The 21,192-nt window shown below is 63.8% G+C and carries 10 protein-coding genes and 1 pseudogene; 10 read left to right on the top strand and 1 reads right to left on the bottom strand.

Features of this window, described 5'->3' with window-relative positions; all coding sequences use genetic code 11:
• The first annotated feature begins 4 nt into the window (after positions 1 to 4).
• On the top strand, positions 5 to 1,207 hold the full coding sequence (gene glpC / locus E5E97_RS14970) for an anaerobic glycerol-3-phosphate dehydrogenase subunit GlpC (RefSeq protein WP_171280495.1): 1,203 nt from the start codon (positions 5 to 7) through the stop codon (positions 1,205 to 1,207).
• 117 nt (positions 1,208 to 1,324) lie between these two features.
• On the opposite strand, the pseudogene E5E97_RS14965 reads toward glpC, so the two are convergent.
• Positions 1,325 to 12,012, bottom strand: a pseudogene (locus tag E5E97_RS14965) (retention module-containing protein).
• A gap of 224 nt (positions 12,013 to 12,236) precedes the next feature.
• On the opposite strand from E5E97_RS14965, the gene E5E97_RS14960 reads away from it, so the two are divergent.
• The 9 genes from E5E97_RS14960 (at position 12,237) to E5E97_RS14920 (ending at position 20,982) form a co-directional block, all read left to right on the top strand.
• Entirely contained in the window at positions 12,237 to 12,452 is a 216-nt protein-coding gene (locus tag E5E97_RS14960) for a hypothetical protein (RefSeq protein WP_171280494.1), read from the top strand.
• A 276-nt stretch (positions 12,453 to 12,728) separates the two neighbouring features.
• Complete coding sequence (gene nrfA, locus E5E97_RS14955) at positions 12,729 to 14,174, top strand: ammonia-forming nitrite reductase cytochrome c552 subunit (RefSeq protein WP_049048700.1); 1,446 nt, start codon at positions 12,729 to 12,731, stop codon at positions 14,172 to 14,174.
• 51 nt (positions 14,175 to 14,225) lie between these two features.
• Positions 14,226 to 14,840: a cytochrome c nitrite reductase pentaheme subunit gene (gene nrfB, locus E5E97_RS14950; protein ID WP_011706296.1), complete on the top strand. Its 615-nt coding sequence runs from the start codon at positions 14,226 to 14,228 to the stop codon at positions 14,838 to 14,840.
• Entirely contained in the window at positions 14,837 to 15,529 is a 693-nt protein-coding gene (nrfC, locus tag E5E97_RS14945) for a cytochrome c nitrite reductase Fe-S protein (protein WP_130632454.1), read from the top strand. The genes nrfB and nrfC overlap by 4 nt, the downstream gene beginning before the upstream one ends.
• Positions 15,526 to 16,482 (top strand): cytochrome c nitrite reductase subunit NrfD, encoded by a 957-nt coding sequence (nrfD, locus tag E5E97_RS14940; RefSeq protein ID WP_171280493.1) that lies wholly within the window; start codon positions 15,526 to 15,528, stop codon positions 16,480 to 16,482. The genes nrfC and nrfD overlap by 4 nt, the downstream gene beginning before the upstream one ends.
• A 162-nt stretch (positions 16,483 to 16,644) precedes the next feature.
• On the top strand, positions 16,645 to 18,606 hold the full coding sequence (gene nrfE, locus E5E97_RS14935) for a heme lyase NrfEFG subunit NrfE (RefSeq protein ID WP_171280492.1): 1,962 nt from the start codon (positions 16,645 to 16,647) through the stop codon (positions 18,604 to 18,606).
• Positions 18,603 to 19,202 (top strand): DsbE family thiol:disulfide interchange protein, encoded by a 600-nt coding sequence (locus E5E97_RS14930; protein WP_171280491.1) that lies wholly within the window; start codon positions 18,603 to 18,605, stop codon positions 19,200 to 19,202. Before nrfE ends, E5E97_RS14930 begins: the two co-directional genes overlap by 4 nt.
• A complete protein-coding gene (gene nrfF, locus E5E97_RS14925; protein ID WP_171280490.1) occupies positions 19,199 to 20,389 on the top strand; it encodes a heme lyase NrfEFG subunit NrfF in 1,191 nt (396 codons plus the stop codon). The genes E5E97_RS14930 and nrfF overlap by 4 nt, the downstream gene beginning before the upstream one ends.
• Before the next feature lie 137 nt (positions 20,390 to 20,526).
• Positions 20,527 to 20,982 (top strand): NUDIX pyrophosphatase, encoded by a 456-nt coding sequence (locus E5E97_RS14920; RefSeq protein ID WP_171280489.1) that lies wholly within the window; start codon positions 20,527 to 20,529, stop codon positions 20,980 to 20,982.
• The last annotated feature ends 210 nt before the right edge of the window (positions 20,983 to 21,192 follow it).

Here is a 21,192-nt window from a genome sequence, read left to right as displayed (position 1 = left end):
TGACATGCTACTGGATCATGCCAACCAAACTTTCGATCAGTGCATCAAATGCACCGTCTGTACCGCCTACTGCCCGGTGGCCAAGGCCAACCCGGCCTACCCCGGCCCCAAGCAGGCAGGCCCGGATGGGGAGCGGCTGCGCATCAAGAGCCCCGAGCTCTTTGACAGCGCCCTCAAGTACTGCACCAACTGCAAGCGCTGCGAAGTGGCCTGCCCGAGCGGGGTGCGCATCGGCGACATCATCGCCAAGGCCAAGCACCAGTACAGCGGCTTCAAGCCGGGGATCCGCGAGTTCGTGCTCTCCCACACCGATCTGATGGGCAGCATGTCCACCCTGATGGCCCCGGTGGTCAACTTCACCACCGGCCTCAAGCCGATGAAGCTGGTGCTGGACAAGGCGCTGGGGGTCTCCTCCCACCGCGATCTGCCCAAATACTCCCAGGGTACCTTCCGCGGCTGGTACAAGAAGCAGAAAGCGAGTCAGGCGCGCTTCGAGCGCCAGATCGCCTACTTCCACGGCTGCTACGTCAACTACAACCACCCGCAGCTTGGCAAGGAGCTGATGCAGGTGCTCAACGCCATGAACATCGGCGTCCAGTTGCTGGAGCGGGAGAAGTGCTGCGGCGTGCCGCTGATTGCCAACGGCTTCATGGACAAGGCCAAGCAGCAGGCAGCCTTCAACATCAAGCAGCTGGAGAACACCCTGCTCGGCAACGAGATGCCGCTGCTGGCCACCTCCTCCACCTGCGGCTTCACCCTGCGCGACGAATATCCCCACCTGCTGGAGCAGGACAACCACAAGGTGCGCGATCGCATCTCGCTGGTGACCCGCTTCCTGTGGAACGAGTTCTACAAGGGCAACAAGCCGGCGATGAAGCCGCTCAATCTGCACATCGCCTACCACACCCCCTGCCACATGGAGAAGATGGGCGGCGTCATCTATACCCTCGAGCTGCTGCGCGCCATCCCGGGCGTCAAGGTGACGGTGCTGGACTCCCAATGCTGCGGTATCGCCGGCACCTACGGCTTCAAGTCGGAGAACTACCAGACCAGCCAGGCCATCGGCGAAGGGCTGTTTGATCAGATAAACCGGCTCAAACCCGATCTGGTCATCACCGACTGCGAAACCTGCAAATGGCAGATCGAGATGAGCACACCCTTCCCTTGTGAACACCCCATCCACCTGCTGGCCAAAGCCTTGGCGTGAGATGAGCACCTCCGTATCCGCTTGCGAGCCCCCCATCCACCTGAGGGCCCGCTCGGCAAATACCAGATAGAAAAAGAGCCGGCAATTGCCGGCTCTTTTTATTCAGATCCTCTCCCATCAGGGGTGCTGGATGATCAGGCTGTGCTGATCCAGCATGCTCTGCAGGATGTCGTGGGAGGAGGTGCCGCCAAGCTGCCAGCTGCTCAAGTCCACCCCTTTCAGGGTGATCTGCTGGGTCACCTGGCCATCCCCTGCCGGCGACACCGAGAGGTTCACATCGCTCAGGCCGTTGCTCACGCTGGTCACCGACGCCTGCAAGTGGCCCAGCAAACCATCCACGCTGCTGTCGGTCACCCCCTTGAGCAGGTCCGCCAGATCGATCCTGTCCCCCTCTTCCGGATGGAAGTCGGTGATGGTGTCGATGGCGGGCTGGCCCGCGTTCCCCGCATCCCCCTGCTGCCAGACGAAGAGATCGCTGCCGGCGCCGCCGGTGAGGATGTCGTCACCCTTGCCACCCAGCAGGCGATCATCGCCCGCGCTGCCAAACAGCCAATCCCCCTGATCCGAACCCAGCAGGGTATGACCGGCCTGGGTATGGATGGTCACGGTATCGAGGGGGGAGCTGATGGTGGCCCCCCTGCGCTCGACTCGGCACTCAGCCCCAGCACATGGTCTCCCGCCGTCAGACCGTCCAGGTAGAGCGGCAGCGAGTGGCCACCTGGAATGAGCCAGTCACCGTTGCCGTCGGCATGGCCGACCGGCAGCCCCTGCTCATCCAGCACCTGGGCCCCCGCCAGGCCGCTGATGCGCAGCGACAGCTCGCCCGGTGCCGGGTTCACCACGCTGGCGGTCAGATTGAGGGGCACCATGGCACCCTGCAGGGCATGGATCTCGTGTATCCCCACCGTCAGGCTCGGCAGATCCGGTTCGGCCGTCACCGTGATGGTCACCTGGTCGGTGTCGCTCAAGGGCCCGCCTACGCCGCTGTTGCCCTGATCCGAGGTGGTGATGGTAAGGTTGTCCTCGCCCCAGAAATCCCTGGCCGGTTCATAGTGCAGGTTGCCGGCCAGCAGCTGGTTGAGATCGGCCAGCGATCCCACCAGGGTCATCTCGTTGCTGCCCGCCCCCTGTACCGAGACCGCGCCCGCAGCCCCCAGCAGGGTCAGCACCCCGTGCTCGACCCGCAGCACCATGGCCATGGGCGCACTGCCGGCATCCACATCCTTCACGCTGATGCCGGATAGCGATAGAGAGCCATCCTCTTTCACCGTCATGCTGCCCGGCAGCTGATTGACCGGCGCATCGTTGACCGGCAGCACCTCGATGGGCACCACGTCGGTGTCGCTCAAGGGGCCGCCGCTGCCGGTGTTGCCGCGATCATTGGTCACCATGGTGAGCTGATCCTGGCCGTTGAAGTCCTGCTCACCCAGATAGGTCACGCCGCCCGCCAGCAATGCATTGATGGCATCGAGCGAGCCGCTCAGCACCAGCGAGCCCGTACCGTTGCCGGTCAGGGCCACACCGCTGCCATCCGCCAGAGTGAGGGTGCCGTGCGCGACCGAGAGGCGCACCTTGATGGTGCTGTTGCCCGCATCCACATCCTTGACCTGCAGACCATCAATGCGGTAAGGCACATCCTCTTCGGCCACCAGCGGCGCCGTGGGCAGAATGTTCTCGGGCGCGTCGTTGACCGCCGCTATGGTGACATCGATGCTGCCCTTCACCTGTGGCCCCAGCGCGCCGTTGTCCAGACTCTGGGCGATCACCTCGAGTGTGAGGGTGCCATTGACGTCGTTGGTCACCAGCACCAGATTTGCCAGGTTGCCACCCACCGTGGTCACCTGCCAGTCGCCGTTCGGCAGTCTGATGGCCTCACCGGCCACCCCGTCAGGCAGGGCGATGGAGGCCTCTTCCGGCACGTTGCGGATGGTCACCCGCACCTGCTCGGCGCCATTTTCATGCACATTGCTCGCGTTCCCGCCGGTGGCGTGGGTATCGCGGGTCTCCAGCCCCAGATTGAGCGGGATCCTGTCGCCCTCCACCCCGCTGGCGGTGGGCAGCAGATCGCTGATGAGCGCATCCCCCACTGGATTGACGGTCACGGTGAAGCTGCCGCTGGTTTCAAGCGGCAGCACCAGCCCCTGGTCGAGGGTAAAGGCGCTCAAGGTGAGATCCAGGCTGCCGCTGAAATCAGCCGGCGGGATCAGGGTCAGCTTGGCAAAATCGGTGCCCACGGGGACCTGCCAGACACCGCCGCCATTGTTGACCGCCGGGGCCGAGAGGGTGAAACCATCCGGTACCCCCTTGATCTGCAGCGCCACTATCTGCTCAGAGCCATCGTTGTCGATGAGGGCGGCACCAAAGCCAGCCAGGCTGATGGCGCCATCCTCGTTGCCCGATACATCGTGCAGCGTGAGCACAGCCGGGTCGTTGACCGGTCTCACCTCAAAGCCGACCTGCCCGCTCCAGCTGCCGCTGTCGGTCACCAGCTGACCGCCGACCAGCGCGGTATCGACGACATCGACCTGGATACCGAGCGGCACCTGACCGCTGAAGTGCGCCTTGGGCACAAACACCAGATCTTTGAGGGCCGCCATGTCGTTCACGATCAGGGTGTTGACCGGCTGGCCGCTGCCATCGAGGAAGTAGCCATATTTTGCATCCACCGTGATGGTGACCCGCTCCACGGTTTCGAGGCCGCCACCCGCGATGGAGGGGCTGATATCGGCCAGTTTCACCGAGAGATCGAGGCGGATCTCGCTGTCTTCCAGATTGTCCGGTTGCCCGTCATGGTTGGTATCCAGCACGGTCAGCGTCAGCTCCGGGTGGCCGTCAGCGCCGCCATTCACATCGACCACGGGGGCCACATCGACCCGTACCGTGCTGCTGTCGACCTTGATGTCGCCACTGGCGGTATCCGTGTTGACCACCTTCACCTCGATATCGAGCGAGCCGGCAAAGTCCTGCGGCAAACCGAGGGTCAGCCCCTCCAGGCCCGCCAGTGACGGCGGCACCTTGATGACGTACTCACCGGTCGAGATGTTGTACTCGGCGCCGCTGATGGTGACGCCCGCCGGCAACCCCTTGAGGACGATGGTCACCTCGTCGCTGGCCTGATCGGCGGCGCCTATGTGGATCACCCCCTTGAGCTGGGTGCCGAAATCGACCCGGATATCCTCCCTGCCCACCAGCACGGCGTGATCGTCGATATCGACGGTCGCCGCCGGCTCCTTGTTGGTCGTCGGCGTCGCCTCGAAGGTCGCCTCCGTGGTGAGGCTCACCTTGACATGGGCACTGGCATCGCCATCGTCGCCCCGGTCGATCACCATGGCATCGATGCGGATCGGTTCGACCTTGCCGACAAACCCGTCCGGCGCATGCAGCTGGAAGCTGCCGAGATTGCCGGCCGGTACGATCCAGCTGCCATCACCGTTGTTGATGCCGCCGATCACCACGAATTGATCCCCTGCGCCGCCGTTCAACACCGGCAGGTTGATCACCAGATAGTCGATCTCCTCCACGCTGGAGGGGTCGAGATCGGTAAAGAGGAAACGCCCTGCCAGATCGATATCGGCCCCCCCCAACCCCACGAGTTCGCCGCCGGTCTGGGTCAGCACGCCATCGGGCTCCACCACCGCCTGAATATCGACGTGCAGATTGCCGTCGATCACCTTCTCGGCCACCGCGCCCGAATCCACATCATGCTGGGTCACGGTGACGTGGCTCTGGATAGTGGTATCCCGGTCACTGTCCTCCGGCGCCTTCACCAGCAATTGACCCCCGTTGAGCAGGCTGTCGAGCTGGGCGGCGGTCAGAGTGAGCTTGCCATCCAGCACGCTCAGCTGGCTCTCCACGCCGCCGGCACGCAGCCAGATCTGGTAGCCATCCTCCACCCCGGAGAGACTCAGCGCCGTGACCTTTTCGGCGCCATCGGTGAGGGTCGGCTGCCAGTCCAGCACGGTAAACTCATCTTCCAGACCCTGGCTGGTCTTGGCGTAGTCGGTGGCATCGATGGCCGGCTCCACCTTGATGGTGAGCGGCACGTCGAAGCGCTTGCTGTCGCCGTCGTTTTCGGTCACCACCACGTGGCCGATGAGGTGAATATCGGCGGTACTGTTGACCGGCGGCTGGATCTGCAGGTTGCCAAGGTTGGACACATCCACCTGATAGAGGGGGTTGCCCTTGCCGTCGAGCCCGGCAAACGTGAGAGTCAACGCCTTGCCGCTGCCATCAAATACCAGGGCCCCTTCCGGCAGCCCTTCCAGCACCAGGTTCAAGGTTTCCGAATGATCCAGCGGGGTGTCGGTCCACTCCCCGGAAGTCAGCTTGAAGTCCAGCGGGGCCCGGCCATCCTCCTGAACCGTGGTGGTGTAGCCATTGCCATCGGCGGTCCAGCCGGAGGTATTGAGGTCGAAATGGGGCTCGTCCACCACCCCCACCAGATCCACATGAATGGTCTGGGAGCCGGTCTCCTTCTCGTTCACCACGATGTGGGTCTGGCCATTGGCATCGGTCAGGGTGGCGCTGTCCTTGACCACTCCCTTGATGGTCAGATCGAAATCGACGTTGCTGTTTTTGGGCGGCTGCAGCTTGAGTTCGTTGATGCGCTCAAAAGGCACCTCGTAATAGCCGGCAGCATGCTGGCTGACCGCAACGCCTCCCAGCAGCAGCGTCGCCCCGGCGGGCAGGCCGCTGATGCGCACAAAGAGCTGCTCGGAGCCATCGCTGGTGTCACCCAGGTGGGCCAGGCCAATCTTGCTGCCCAGATCCAGCAAGGTATCCTCTTTGCCCTGAATGTCGCGCACGGTGAGTTTGGCGTCATCCGCCTGCGGATTGACGTTGATCACCAGCTCAATCTTCTCTCCCTGCGCCGTTCCCTGCCCCGGTGCTACCGGGGTCTTCTCCGTGCTCATCGGGGTCACCGACAGCTTGATGTCACCGCTGAAATCCTTGGCCGGGACCACGCTCACCTTGTTGATGTTGGCGGCCGAGACGCTGTAGAGCCCGCTGCCGTTTGGCTTGAGCTCAGCCCCGTTGAGCATGAGCGTACCCTTGCCCGCCTCCCACTTGATCTGGTAGGTCAGGGTCTCGGAGCCATCCGTATCGGTGAGGCCCGCCTTCACATTGAGCTTGATGCCACTGCTGTCTTCGCTGGTGTCGTAGTGCTTGCTGGTGTGACCTGCGTCCCACACCGGCTTGTCGGCCACACCGCGTACCGTGATGGCAAGATCGCCGATAACCGCCGCCGGGGCATCCCCCTCGGTCACCCCCACCTGCAACTGCACCTGGAAGTGCAGCGGCTGGCCCTGGTTGCTCCAGATAGACCAGTTGGCATCCGGCACAAAGGTCACCCCCTGGGCGCTGTAGTGCACGTTATCGCTGGTCACCATGGCCGCTGGCGGGACGATAAACCACTTGCCATCCGCGGTGGTGGCAAGGGCAACCCCGTTGTAATAGAAGGTGCCATGGGCATTGGCCGGCGCCTGGACAAGGAGCTGCTCCACATGCTCGCCCCGGTCGAAATCGCCGATATCGAGCTGCATGTTGATGGGGATGCCGGCGGCCGGATCCTGCGCCCCCTGATCTTCGTTGCCGGTTGCCGCAGTGACGGTGAAGCTCACCGGCTCGTCCCGCAGATGAAGGGTCAGCGTGCTGTCGGCGCGATCACCGTCGCCATCCACCAGATGGGCGGTGATGACCTGACTCAGCTCGGCATTGTCGTGATCAAAGCCGGGTGCCGGCGTGAAACGGTAGCTGCCATCGGCCGAGATGGTGAGAGAGCCCATTACCTGCTTGCCATCCGGGCTCATCACGTCCTGGGTGAGGGAGCCATTGACGGCATAGGTCTGGCCATTGATGGTGATCGACTCGACCCGGGCGCCATCAGCCCCTTCGTTGGCGGCTGGCAGCAGATCGCCGCTGACGGTGGCACTCCCCTCGTTCAGGGTATGCGCCAGCACGGTGCCAATGGGCATGTCATCTTGCACCGTCACGGTCACGCTGACATTGGGGCTGCGATCGCCATCGTGATCGGTGACAAAGAGCGGCACCTCGATGGCAAGATCATCTCTACCCTGCGCGCCGTGATCGAGCTGCCCCACCAGATAGACGCTGTAGTTGCCGCTGACGTCGAGGTGGATCCAGAACACTGCCTTGCCACCCTCTGCCGTGGCCAGATACCAGTCCGGGCTGTGGGCGGCCAGCGTCACTGCCTGACCGTTGGAAGTCAGCTGATTGGCCTGATTGAAGGCGGCCACGTCGAGCTCAAGGGAGGCAACCCGATCCGAACCGGCGCTGATGGTCACCTTGCCGCTGGCGGTTTCACCCCGATCGGAGGGCATGGTGCCCGGATGCTGGTCGGCAGCGCCATCGAGGGCAGACTCTTTCACTGCAACCGCGTCGATGGCCGAGATGACGGGATCCACGCCATCCGTCACCCTGATGGTGGTGGCGCCCTGGCTCTGGCTGCCGTCGCTGTCGGTGACCTGCACCGGCAGTGTCAGCTCAAGCTGGTCATCGGCGCCGTGATCCAGGTTGGTATGCACCGTCACCTGATAGTCGATGGTCGCGCTGGCATGAGCGCCTATGGTCGCCGGCACCAGCCCCAGAGTCACCGTCATCACCACCAGGCCGCCGGCCGTGACCGCCTGGAAACTGTGGCCATCGCTGCCCACCGCCTGCCAGGTCAAGGCCTCGCCATTGTGGGTGATGGGGTTGCCGTTGGCATCCACTACCTGGCCCGCAAAGGCCAGACGCACATCGACCACGGGGTCGGAATCGGCGGTGATGATGATCGTGCCGGTGGCATGCTGGTCATCGCCACTGCCGTTGACGCCATCGAAGCGCCCTTCGCCGAGGGTCACGCCGGTCAGCGTCAGCGTCGGTTTCTCTCCTTCACCAATCTGGATAGCGAGGGTGCCGCTGGTGCTGTCGTTGTTGCCGCCCGCCTTGTCGTAGTCGTTGACGTTCACCTTGATGGGCAGCTCGGTCACGGCGTTGGCGCCCTGATGGATCCCCTGATAGAGGGTCACCTGATAGTCAAAACCGTTCTTGCCCGCCTGATCCAGCGTGCCGACCAGCCGTACCTCAAACACCTCGACCCGCTGGCCATCCACCATCACAAAGCCCTTGAGCAGCTGGCTGCCGGGAATGGCGCTGTTGCCATCAACCAGCTTGTATTGCACCGGTTTACCCAATGCGGTCAGCGCAGGTTGTTCGTTAGCATCCGCAAAGGCCACCTCGACCACCCGATCCGACCCGGCTTGCACGTCAAAGTGACCGGTTTGGCTCAGGCTGTTGTTGCCGGTGAGCCCCCCTTCATCGAGGGTCACACCGGTGCCCGGAATAAAGCTCGGCGCCTTGCCATCCGCGATGGTGAGCGGCATCGTGGTAGCGATGCGATCGCCATCCATGTCGGCCAGAGTGACCGCCAGCGGCAGGTTGAGGGATTCGCTTCCTTGATGATCCAGCTCGCCCATAAGCGTGACCTTGGCGGTCACGCTCCAGTTGCCGCTTTGCTCGATCAGGCTCAGCTCGGCGTGCAGGATCTCGCGGCCATCTGCCGTGGTCCCAACCAGCTGGCCGTTGCCATCGAGGGAGAAGCTGATCAGGCTGCCGTGACTGGTGAGTCCGGTCAGGGTGCTCTGGATGGTGGCGATGTCAAAACCGAGGGAGGCTGGGTCGAGGGCATCGCTGCCGTGGGTCACCACGAAGCTCATGGTGCTGACCGCTGCCGCCTCCCCTTGCGCCATCTCGGTGATGGCGGTGCCGGTCACGGCGGAGATGGTCGGGTTGGCGCCATCCCCCACCGCCACGGTAATGGTGGAGGAGACCTTGTCGCCATCGCTGTCGGTCAGGGTCAGCCCCGCCGTCAGCAGCGCATCCGCACTGCCCTGATCCAGCGGTTGATGGAGGGTAAAGCCGTACTTGCCATCGTTGCCGAGGGTCAGCTCAAACACCAGCTTGCCATCGGGGGTACGCCCCTCGATGAGGTGATCGGCCACCGTGACCGTCACGCTCTGCTGGCCCGAGCTGAGCCCCTGCAGGCCCGGCTGGCTGGCGTCAAACGCGATGCTCACCAGCGGGTCGCTGCCCGCGGTGATGGCGAGCTCGCCGCCAAGGGTCTGGCCCAGCTGCCAGTCGCTGTCTTCGGTGAGGGTCAGGGAGACAGGGTCAACCTGCGGCAAGGCACCGTCGGTGATGGTGATGTTGAGGGTACCGAGGTTGCTCTGGTCCCCGTCAAAATCGCGGCCCACCACCTGCAGGCCCAGCTTGATGCTGTCGGTGGCCACCGGCTGATCCAGCACGCCGTTGAGCTCAAGATGGTACTTGCCATCGAGATCCAGGGTGACGGTCAGGATGCCCTTGCCCTCTGCGTCCAGCAGGGTGAGGAGATTGCCGTTCACCTGATAGCTGGTCGGCTTGCCGCCGCTGGTGAGCCCTGCCAGCGCCGGCTGGCTTGCCTCAAAGGTGAGAGAGACCAGTCGATCGCTGCCCACCGTGACCGGCAGCTGACCATCGATGCTCTGGTTGCCCCCCTCTTGCAGCGAGACCCCCTTGTCCAGACCGAGCGAAGGATCCCTGCCGTCGTCGATGGTCAGAGTCAGGTTGGCACTGGTGGTGTCGCCATCAATCTCGTTGGCGCTCACCTGCAACCCCAGCGAGAGGCTGTCGCTACTCTGATGATCGAGCGGGCCGGTGAGGGTGACCACCACCCGGCCGCCCACATCGCTGCCCTGCTGTTCGGCCAGCAGCTGGGCGCGCAACACCTCAACCCGCTGACCATTGTTGTCGAAGTAGTAGCCCAGCAGGGTGCGATCATCGGCAAATTCGAAGACAAGCGAATGACCATCGCTGGCCAGGCCCAAGCCATTGAGGATCGCCAGGGTGTCGCTCTGATTGCTGAACACCAGCGAATCGGCCAGCAAGGGATCGGCGGTGTGGCCAACCACGAAGCGGCTCTCCCCTACCACGGCGGCGCCGTTGGTAAAGGCATCCTCGATGAGGGTAATGGCCGGGATCTCGAAGCTCGGCGGATTGCTGTCCACCAGATTGATCACCAGCGGCGCTGTCACCAGATCACCGTCGCTGTCGCGGTATTCGAGGTTGAACGGCAGACGCAGGGTATCCTGGCCGTGATCCAGGCTCTGACTCCAGACGATGCGATAGCTGCCGTCATTGCCAAGGGTCAGGGAGAAGACAGTCGCCCCACCGGCAGTGGCGGTCAGGGTCTGGCCATTCATGGAGTAGCCAAGCGGCGCGCCCTGGCTGGCAAGCCCCAGCCCTGCCAATGCACTCTGGTCAGCGGCGAAGGTGACCTGCAGATTGCCATCGATGCCGGCACCGGTATTGAGGCTGCCGGTCGCCGTGACCGGGCCATCGGCCAGCCCGGCTTCGGACAGCGTGAGCGTCTCGCTCTGGCCGATCAGCGGCGCCCCGTCCAAGGCCGAGTTACCCGCCAGATCGGTGACGCTGGCGCGCACCTCAAAAGATTGCGTGATGCCAGAGAGATCAAGACCTGATACCTGCCAGCGGCCATCGGCCCCCACCAGGGCGGAGGTAGTGAGCAGCGCCTGCCCGTTGCTGCCAACCAGGGTGATGGTCACGCTCTGACCCGCTTCCACATTGGCGGTGGTGCCGCTCAGGGTGGCATTGCCGTTGCCAAAAAGAGCTGCCGCGTCGAGATCATCGATGTCGATGGCGGCCTGGGTATCGACCTCAATGGTGAGGATGTCGCTGGCCCGGTTGCCGGCGATATCCACCGAATCGACCCGAAAATCATGGGCCCCGTCTGCCAGCGTATCGGGCAGCTGATATTGCCAGTTGCCGTTGCCATCGACGGTGAGAGTGGCGAGCACGCTGCCGCCAAGGGACAGGGTAACGGTGGCGCCGGGCTCCCCCTTGCCCTGCAGCAGCGGGGTATTGTCGCGGGTCAGATCATCGCTCTGGCTGGCACCGGTGTCGCTCTCATCGGCCAGATCGAGGGTGATGGTGGTGATGGTATCGAGCAGGGTCTGACCCAGATCGCTGGCCCGGTTGCCGGCGGCATCCTGGGTATCGGCCTGAATGATGAGGGGACCGTCCACCAGCTTGCCGGTGAGGTCGCCAAAGTTGGCCTCCCAGATCAGGCCGGGCAGCACCACAGTAGTGACGGTGAGCCGGTTGCCATCCTGATCCAGCAGGGTGACAGTCACCGGCTGGCCGACTTCCACATCCTCCACGGTGCCGCGGATGATGACGCCGGTCGCCTCGTCGGCGTTGATGATGTTGTCGCTGGTCTGCGGCTCGGTGATGGTGATGGCGGCAAACAGATCCCGCTCGCCTTCCAGCAGCGGCTCGTCGCCCCTGGGCATGTCGGCGTGATCCGTGTCGAAGCCAGCCTCGGCCAGGGTGGCGTCATTGGTGCGATCGACCACCACGAAGCCCCCCGAGCTGGAACCGGCAACGCCGCCGATCGTGCCGCCTGCCGCCGGGTTGCCGGCGGCGCTCGCCTCGAACTGGGCGGTGGGATCGGTGCCTGCGCGGATCGCTGCCTGCAGGGCGGCCAGCTCGCTGTCGCCACCGCTTGTCGGCTCGGCTGGCTGCGCGATGGACGACGCCACCTCGACCGCAGCCTCCTCCTGATGAGCGAGCTCGACGGTGTCGGCCAGCTGGTAGCCGCCCCCCTCGCCACTCAGGATCCGGTCGCCCGGTTGCAACAAGACGCCGGCCCTGGCGCGCACTACGGTGCCATCGTCATGAATGACGAAGACGGTTCCCTCCAGTTGAGTCATGACGGTGGGTTTTTCGATACGCAGCTCGGCCATACAACCTCCAGCAAATATTGAGCGGGCCCGGTGCCAGGTCGGGTCATTTTGTGAGCGCTTATTTTATCGACATATCACTGGTGGATCCCCCCATAATTTCGACAGAAAATGTGCCACCCAAGCCATTTCATACGCTTTTTTGCACGTAAAACGTTTCCTTTGCGAGACAAGATTCCATATGAAGATGATCTGACAGGATCCCTTTCTGCGCGGACGGATCCAGTATGGCAAAAGGTGACGCAGCCGCCGCAGTCCCCCTGATTGAATCCGGCAATAAGGGGATCACCATGGCTCCCTTCCCTGAATTTAATAATGCATATCTATTCACAGGAAATTTTCTATCCCTAAATGAATACAGCTCGCGCCATTTGACGCACATTCCCTTGCGGGACGCGGGCTGGCGGGCCATGGCCGCCAGGGTATGTGGTGCACCGCATTAACAATGATGCAATAAGTTGAGTTTCCTCATAATTTAACCGGGATCTCATTTCCGCTCGTTGCCTGCTCCGACAATTGATCTAGCGCAATCCCGCTCCCGATAAATCATTATTCGTTTTACCCATTTGGTAATATCCAGCTCGAGCAATCGCATAAATACATGGGTTTTATTCACTAATAACAATTAATCGGCCTGCCTGCTCCTGCCTTGTGCGGGGGCTGATGCCCACATCCAGGATGGAACGGTCAGGCTTGGCAATGAGATCGATTTGGGAGTGATGATCGTGAGTTCACACAACAGACAGACCAGGCTGGGCCTCGCCGCCCTGCTGCTTACCACCTGCCTTGGCACCAGCGGCTGGGCACAGGCGGCCGACGAGGCACAACCCAAGGGCAAGATCGAGGCGCGCAGCGAGCTGTTCGCCAAGGATCACGCCGATCAGTTCACCAGCTGGAAAGGCACCAGCGAGAGCAAGGAGCGCACTGATGCCCTGGCGGAAGATCCGCAGATGGTGGTGCTCTGGGCCGGCTACCCCTTCTCCAAGGATTACAACAAGCCGCGCGGCCACTTCTATGCGCTGACCGACGTGCGGGAAACCCTGCGCACCGGCGCCCCCAAGACCGCTGAAGACGGTCCGCTGCCCATGGCCTGCTGGAGCTGCAAAGGCCCGGACGTGGCCCGCGTCATCGACGAGAAGGGTGAGGATGGCTACTTCAAGGGGATGTGGGCAAAAGGGGGCCCCGAGATCGTCAACACCATCGGCTGCGCCGACTGCCACGACACCGCCTCGAAAGAGTTCAAGGAGGGCAAACCCGCCCTGCACCTCTCCCGTCCCTATGCCGACCGGGCCATGACCGCCATCGGCAAGCCGTTCAAGGAGCAGGGGCGCTTTGATCAGCAGTCCCAGGTGTGCGGCCAGTGCCACGTGGAGTACTACTTCAGCGGCCCGACCAAGGCGGTGAAATTCCCCTGGGACAAGGGCACCACAGTGGAGCAGATGGAGCAGTATTACGATGAAATCGGCTTTGCCGACTGGACTCATGCCCTCTCCAAGACCCCCATGCTCAAAGCCCAGCACCCCGAGTACGAGACCTGGCGCGCCGGCATTCACGGCCAGAACAACGTCGCCTGCGTCGACTGCCACATGCCCAAGGTGCAGAACGAGCAAGGCAAGGTCTACACCGATCACAAGGTAGGCAACCCCTTCGATCGCTTCGACCAGACCTGCCGCAACTGCCACACCCAGAGCAAGGAGATGCTGCAAGGGGTGGTCAAGCAGCGCAAGGATGCCGTCACCGAGATCAAGCTCAAAGTCGAGAAGCAGCTGGTGCACGCCCACTTTGAAGCCAAGGCCGCCTGGGATGCCGGCGCCACCGAGGCCGAGATGAAGGACATTCTGCAGGACATCCGTCACGCCCAATGGCGCTGGGACTTCTCCATCGCCTCCCACGGGGTGCAGATGCACGCCCCGGAAGTGGCGCTGCGCATGCTGGGAACCGCTCTGGACAAGGCCGCCGATGCCCGCACCAAGCTGGCACGTCTGCTGGCCGCCAAGGGGATCAGCCACGAGATCGCCATTCCTGACATCTCCAGCAAGGAGAAGGCCCAGGCCGCTCTTGGCATGGACATGAAGCAGATGAACAGCGACAAGGCCCAGTTCCTCAAGACCACAGTCCCCGCCTGGGATGCCGAGGCCAAAGCGGCCGGACGGCTCGCACAATGACGAGGCATGCGGGCCCGCAGTGTCGGGCCCGCAGCCGGATGGAGGCTTCCTATGGGTGATTTAACAATGGATTTCTTACGACTGATGCTGATGGCAGCCATGCTGCTGACCAGCCTGCAGGGTCAGGCCGCCGATGCGGCGAACGCCCCTGCGGCCCTCTCTGCCACACCTGTCTCTGCTACACACGAGGTGGAGTTTTTGCGCAATCCCGATGCCGCCTGTACCGACTGCCACAAGGAGCAGGCATACGGCATGCACGGCAAGCACGGCCAGGCGACCAACCCCAACAACCTGGCGCCGGTCACCTGCACCAACTGCCATGGTCAACCCTCCCCCAAACACCGGGAAGGGGTCAAGGATGTGATGCGCTTTAGCGACAGCTTCAAGGACAAACAGAGTACCGAGAGCTACCCCATCGCCGAGCAGAACGGGGTCTGCATGAGCTGTCACGAGCCCAAACCGCTGCGCGAGGCGCTCTGGGCCCACGACGTGCACGCCACCAAGCTCACCTGCACCAGCTGCCACCAGCTGCACCCGGCCAAGGAGCCCATGGTGGCTATTCCGGAGAAGTCCCGCATCAAGCTCTGCGTCGACTGCCACAGCAAGCAGCATGAGGCCGTCAAGGCGGCCAAGGCGAATACCACCTCGGGCAAGGAGGCACAATGAGCTGCTCTCGCCGTCACTTCATGGCGGGGATGAGCGCGGGGGCCCTCATCATGATGACGGGGGCTGCTCGTGCCAACACCCGCTCCCTTGCCACCACCCTCGCCCACAGCCAGACCATCGACGGGATCCGCTACGGCATGATCCACGACGAGACGGCCTGCATCGGCTGTACCGCCTGCATGGATGCCTGCCGGGAGGTGAATCAGGTGCCAGAGGGGGTCTCGCGCCTCGAGATCATCCGCTCCGGTCCCATCGGCACCTTCCCCGATGCCGAGTACCACTTCTTTCGCAAGTCCTGCCAGCACTGCGACAACGCCCCCTGCGTGCACGTCTGCCCGACCGGTGCCTCCCATATCCGCAAGGAGGATGGCATCGTCGACGTCAACCCGGATCTCTGCGTCGGCTGCATGTACTGTCTGGCTGCCTGCCCCTATCAGGTGCGCTTTATCAACCCTGTGACCAAGGTGGCCGACAAGTGCGACTTTTGCCGCAAGACCAACCTGGCGGCGGGCAAGGAGCCGGCGTGCGTGGAATCCTGCCCCACCAAGGCGCTGGTATTCGGCAATCTGGATGACCCGGACAGCCCCATCGCCAAACGGCTGGTGAAGGAGACCACCTATCGCTACAAGCAGGCACTCGGCACCTCGCCCAAGATGTACCGTGTGCCCAAAGGGGAGATAAAGTCATGACCATGCAAGAGGCGTTTCACTTTCCTTCACTTGTCTGGGACTGGCCCATAGCCATCTATCTCTTTCTGCTCGGCATCTCCGCCGGGGCCACCACCCTCTCGGTGCTGCTGCGCCGCAAGGGGGCCGGCAGCGAGAGCGGCATCATCAAGGCGACTGCCATTCTGGCGCCGGTGAGCGTGGTGCTGGGGTTACTGATCCTCATCTTCCACCTGGCCCGCCCCTGGACCTTCTGGAAGCTGATGTTCCACTACCAGTTCGACTCCGTGATGTCGATGGGGGTCATGCTGTTTCAGGTCTACATGGCGGTGCTGTTCGCCTGGCTGGCGGTGGTGTTTCGCTCCGAGATCGAGACCTTGCGCAGTCACCTGCTGCAAGAGAAGCTCGCCTTTGTGGATGATCTCATCGCCTGGCTTGCCCGCATCGAGCGGCTGCTGGCGCCGATCTTGCTGCTGCTTGCCGTGCTGTTGGGGGCCTACACCGGCTTTCTGCTGTCGGCGCTCAAGACCTATCCGCTGTTGAACAACCCGGTGCTGCCGGTGCTGTTCCTCATCTCCGGCGTCAGCTCTGGCATCGCCTCCACCATCTTGCTGGCGGTCACCCTGTTCAAGGAGAACCATCACAGCCAGGGGGTGAGCTTCGTCCACCGCTTTGAGCGGCCGGTACTGGCAGTGGAGGTATTGCTGCTGGTCTGCTTCTTTACCGGCCTCTACTTCGGTGGCGGCCAGAAGGAGGCAGCCATGTGGGCCGCCATCGGCAGCGGCTTCTGGGCTCAGGTGTTCTGGCTCGGGGTGGTGGGCATCGGCATGCTGCTGCCCCAGTTGCTGGCCCTGCTGGCTCCCGCACCGCTGCGGGCCAAAAACGGCTATCTGGTGCTGGTCTGCAGCCTGACCCTGGTGGGGATCCTGCTGCTGCGCTACTTCGTGCTCTACGCCGGCCAGATGACGGTAGTTTAAAGGTATGATCACCAGCGCCAGCCACCCTCGGGTGACTGGCGCTTATTTGTTGCGATGAGTTGTTGCGATTGATTGTTGCCAGAAATGTGGATGTTATTCCCCAGCGCCGGTACGGTGCAGACGCTGCGGCATAACATAGACGAATGATTGACTGGAGGTTGTGTGCTGGCGGAGCTCGGCTATCTCTCACTGTTGCTGGCGACCGGGCTCGCCCTGCTGCAAGGGCTGCTGCCCTGGCTGGGGCTGCGGCTCGCCTCACGTCCGCTGCTGGGCTGCGCAGCGCCGCTGGCCCTCCTGGTCGCGCTCCTGCTGTTGGCCGCCCTGCTGCTGCTCGCCAGCTGTTTTGGCCTCGATGACTTCACCCTGGTCTATGTGGCCCAGCACGCCAACAGCGCCCTGCCGCTGGGCTTCAAGCTGGCGGCCGTGTGGGGCGGCCACGAGGGCTCCATGCTGTTCTTCGTCTTTGCGCTGGGGCTGTGGGGCGCGCTGGTGGCCCTTTGCTCCAGGCGGGTCGATCCGCTGATCCGCACCCGGGTCTTGGCCATCATGGGGCTGATCGTCGGGCTGTTTGGGCTCTATACCCTGATCTTCTCCAGCCCGTTTGACCGCCAGTTCCCGGGGCCACTGGAGGGGCGCGATCTCAACCCCATGCTGCAGGACATCGGCCTCATCATCCACCCGCCCCTGCTCTATCTCGGTTACGTCGGCTTTGCGGTCAACTTCGCCTTCGCCATGGCGGCGCTGCACTCGGGTCGGCTCGATGGCGCCGTGGCCCACTGGAGCCGTCCCTGGGCGCTCGGCTCCTGGGTGTTTCTCACCGCCGGTATCGTGCTGGGCTCCTGGTGGGCCTATTACGAGCTCGGTTGGGGTGGCTGGTGGTTCTGGGATCCGGTGGAAAATGCCTCCCTCTTGCCCTGGCTGCTTGGCACCGCTCTGCTGCATGCCCTGGTGGTGTGCGAGAAACGCGGCGCTTACGGCCACGCCGTGCTGCTGCTCTCCATCTTTACTTTCTCGCTGAGCCTGCTCGGCACCTTCGTGGTGCGCTCCGGGGTGCTCACCTCGGTGCACGCCTTTGCGGTAGACCCCAGCCGCGGCCTCACCCTCTTGTTGCTGCTCGGCTTGCTATTGACCTGCGCCCTCACCCTGTTTGCCCTGCGGGCGGACATTCGCGCCCCCTATGCCCGCTTTGGCTTGCTGTCAAAAGAGGGGCTGCTCGGCGCCACCATCCTGCTGCTTTGCGTGGCCTGTGCCAGCGTGCTGCTCGGCACCTTCTACCCCATGGTGTTCCAGTCGCTCCATCTGGGCTCACTCTCGGTGGGCGCCCCCTATTTCAATACCATCTTCGTGCCGCTGGCCCTCTGCCTGATGGCGCTGATGACCCAGCTGCCGCGCCTGCGCTGGCAGCATCTGGCAACCCAGCGCCGCATCAAGGTGCTGCTCCCATGCCTGTTCGGCCTGCTGGGGGGCGCCTTGCTGAGCCTCGCCTATCCCGAGCCGCTGCGAGGCGGTTGGCTGGGGCTCGCGGCCAACGTGCTGAGCCTCTGGCTGATGGCCAGCCTGCTGCTCCCGCTCTTGCAACCGACCTCGCTGCGCGCGCTCACCCTCAATCGGTTCGGCAGCCTGCTGGCCCACCTCGGGGTGGCGGTGTGCGCCCTCGGCATTGCGCAGGTGAGTCACCACAGTCAGGAGGGGGGCGCCGTGCTCGCCGCAGGCCAGCCCTATCGGCTCGGCGCCTTCGAGTTTCGCTATGAGGGGAGCGAGCCGATCATCGGCCCCAACTACACCGCCGAGCGCATCACCTTGAGCGTGCACCGGGAGGGCCAGGAGGTAGCCAGGCTCATCCCAGAGCGGCGCCACTACAGCGTGCGCACCATGAACATGAACGAACCCGGCATCGCGTGGGGAATGCTCGGCGATCTCTACGTGGTGCTTGGCGAAAAGATGGGGCCAGGCGCCTACGCCATGCGGCTGCACTACAAGCCGCTGGTGCGCTGGATCTGGCTCGGTGGCCTGTTGATGATGACGGGCGGCGCCCTGCGCCTGCTCGCCCGCCGGCCGCTGCTGGCTAACCATCCTGCGCCAGCTGCCGCCCCCTGCCCTCGGCTTGAACAGGAGACCTTATGAACGCCCGTCTGCGCCTGTTCGTGCCACTCGTGCTCACCCTGGGGCTCGGTGCCCTGCTCTGGCTCGGCCTTGGCAACAACCCCTACAGCCAGGATGAGGCCGTCGCCGGGCGCTCCCTGCCTGCCTGGCAGAGTGACGACCTGTTTGGCGGCGCCCCCATCCACACCGCGGCGCTCAAGGGGGAGCCCTTCGTGCTCAACGTCTGGGCCAGCTGGTGCCCCAACTGCCGCGCCGAGCATCCGCTGCTGGGTGAGCTGGCCAGCGCCGTGCCCCTCTATGGCCTCAACTATCGGGACAAAGGGGATGCTGCCCGCGCCTGGCTCACCGAGGCAGGCAACCCCTATCGCGCCGTGCTGGCGGACTCGGACGGCAAGTTGGCGCTGGAGCTCGGCGTCTACGGCACGCCGGAGACCTATCTCTTCGCCGGCGACGGCACCCTGCTGACCCGTCATACCGGGCTGCTCACCCGGGAAGTCTGGCAACGCCAGTTTGCCCCCCTGCTTGCAAAAGCCCGCAGCAACACCGCTAGCCAGCCCGACGTGGAGAGAGAAGTGGAGAGAGAAGTGGAGAAACAAGTACAGGAGAGCAAGCCATGAGCCGTCTCGGCCACGCCCTGATCGCACCGCTCTTGCTGGCCTTGAGCCTCGGGGCCCTTGCCAGCGGGGTCGACACCTATGAGTTTCGCCACCCCGAGCGGCAGGCCCGCGCTCAGGAGCTGGCCCGCGCCCTGCGCTGCCCCCAGTGTCAGAACCAAAACCTGGTGGAGTCCAACTCCCCCATCGCGCTGGATCTGCGGCTCGAGGTCTACCGCTGGGTGGACGAGGGGCAGTCTGATGAGCAGGTGATCGCCCGCATGACGGAGCGCTTCGGCGATTTCGTGCGCTACGATCCCCCCTTCAAGCGCAGCACGGCGCTGCTGTGGGGCGGCCCCGCCCTCTTGCTGTTGCTGGCGCTCAATCGCCTGCGCAGGAGCCTGCATCGCCGGCAACCGGCGCGGGTACCGCTTATTGGCGACAGAGCAGAAGGGATGCTCGCCCACGACCCCAGGGCCGAGCTGAACCGGCTGATCATGGCCGAGCAGCAGGCGGGGCTTGCCCCCCACAGCCGCCTCTACCGGGAGCTGGAGCTGGCCCGCCTCGCCAACGCCACCCCAACCGCCGAGCAAACTCTGCGCGAGCGGCTGGCCAAGGACCGCACCGCCCGTCCGCAGCTTAGCCTGCAGTCATGGATACTGCCTGGGGCCCTGCTGCTGGCGCTGATTGCCGGCATTTATGCCGGCACCGGCCGCTATCAGGCGTGGCAGGCTTATCAGTCGCGCCCCGATCCGCTGGCGGGATTGAGCCCGCGGGATCTGCAGGACAAGGAGCTGGGCGCCCTGCACCAGCGCCTGCAAGCCAACCCAGCCGATCTCGACGGCTGGGCGGCGCTCGGTCAGCTCTATCTCTATCGGGACGAGTACGACAACGCCCTGCTCGCCTACCAGCGCCTCGCCCTGCAAGAAGGGGGGGCCAGCGCCGCGACCCAGGCCGCCCAGGCCACCGTGCTCTACTACCAGGCAGGCCAGCAGCTCACCCCGGAGACGCTGCGTCTGCTTGATAGCGCGCTCAAGCAGGACAAGGGCGAGGTGAGCGCCCTGATGCTGCTCGCCTCCGATCACTTCCTGCACGGCCGCTACTCCCAGGCCATCGCCCTCTGGCAGCAGTTGCTGGACGAGGAGCGCCCCCGCATCAACCGGACCGCGCTGATCGAGGCGATCCAGACCGCCCGCATGATGGGAGGCTGACCGCACGCGTGATGGGGGCTGAATGCCCCTGTCACGTTGGGCCCGCACAAACGCCACCGGCAGGGAAATCACTTGCCAACCTCCCGTCGGCGGCCGAACAATAGGCGTCTATTGAACCTGTTTCTGGAGCCTATCCCATGATCCCCATTCGCTGTCACACCGTCTCCGGCGTCGCGCTCTCCACCGTCCAGGGCGAGACCAGGTTGCTGATGATGAAACGGGTCAAGGGCGGCTTCTGGTGTCATGTGGCGGGCACGGTCGAGGCGGGGGAAACCGGTTGGCAAACCATAGTGCGCGAATTTCGCGAGGAGACCGGCATCGTCGTGCACGAACTCTACAACGGCCAGTATCTGGAGCAGTTTTACGAGCACGCCACCAACACCGTCTGTCTGGTGCCGGTGTTCGTGGTCTACTGCCCGCCAACGCAGGCGGTGACCCTCAATCACGAGCACACCGAGTACCGCTGGTGCAACCTGGCCGAGGCCAGGGCACTGGCGGGCTTCCCCGGCCAGCAGGCACTCTATGATCACCTCTGGCACTACTTTGTCGAAAATAGCCCCTCGGCGCTGATGCGGGTGGCCATGACACCATAGCGGGTGCACGCCAAGAGCCCTGCCGTTATCCCCTTGATCCTGTGATGATCCACATCCGGCCATGGCGACCATCAGCCCATGTTGCCGCCCCTGATCAGGCCGTTTTCAGCAGAGATGATCACCCAGAATGAGCGAGAGACAGGAAACAAGCAGCAGAGAGAGGTAAAAGAGTGACTATCTGGCGGCCAGGGGGCGCCGCCAGCCGCGCAC

It is taken from the genome of Aeromonas sp. 2692-1 (genome assembly GCF_013085505.1).
Lineage (GTDB): Bacteria > Pseudomonadota > Gammaproteobacteria > Enterobacterales > Aeromonadaceae > Aeromonas > Aeromonas hydrophila.
The sequence above is the reverse complement of the archived record's forward strand: the minus strand, read 5'-3'. Positions and strand labels throughout refer to the sequence as shown.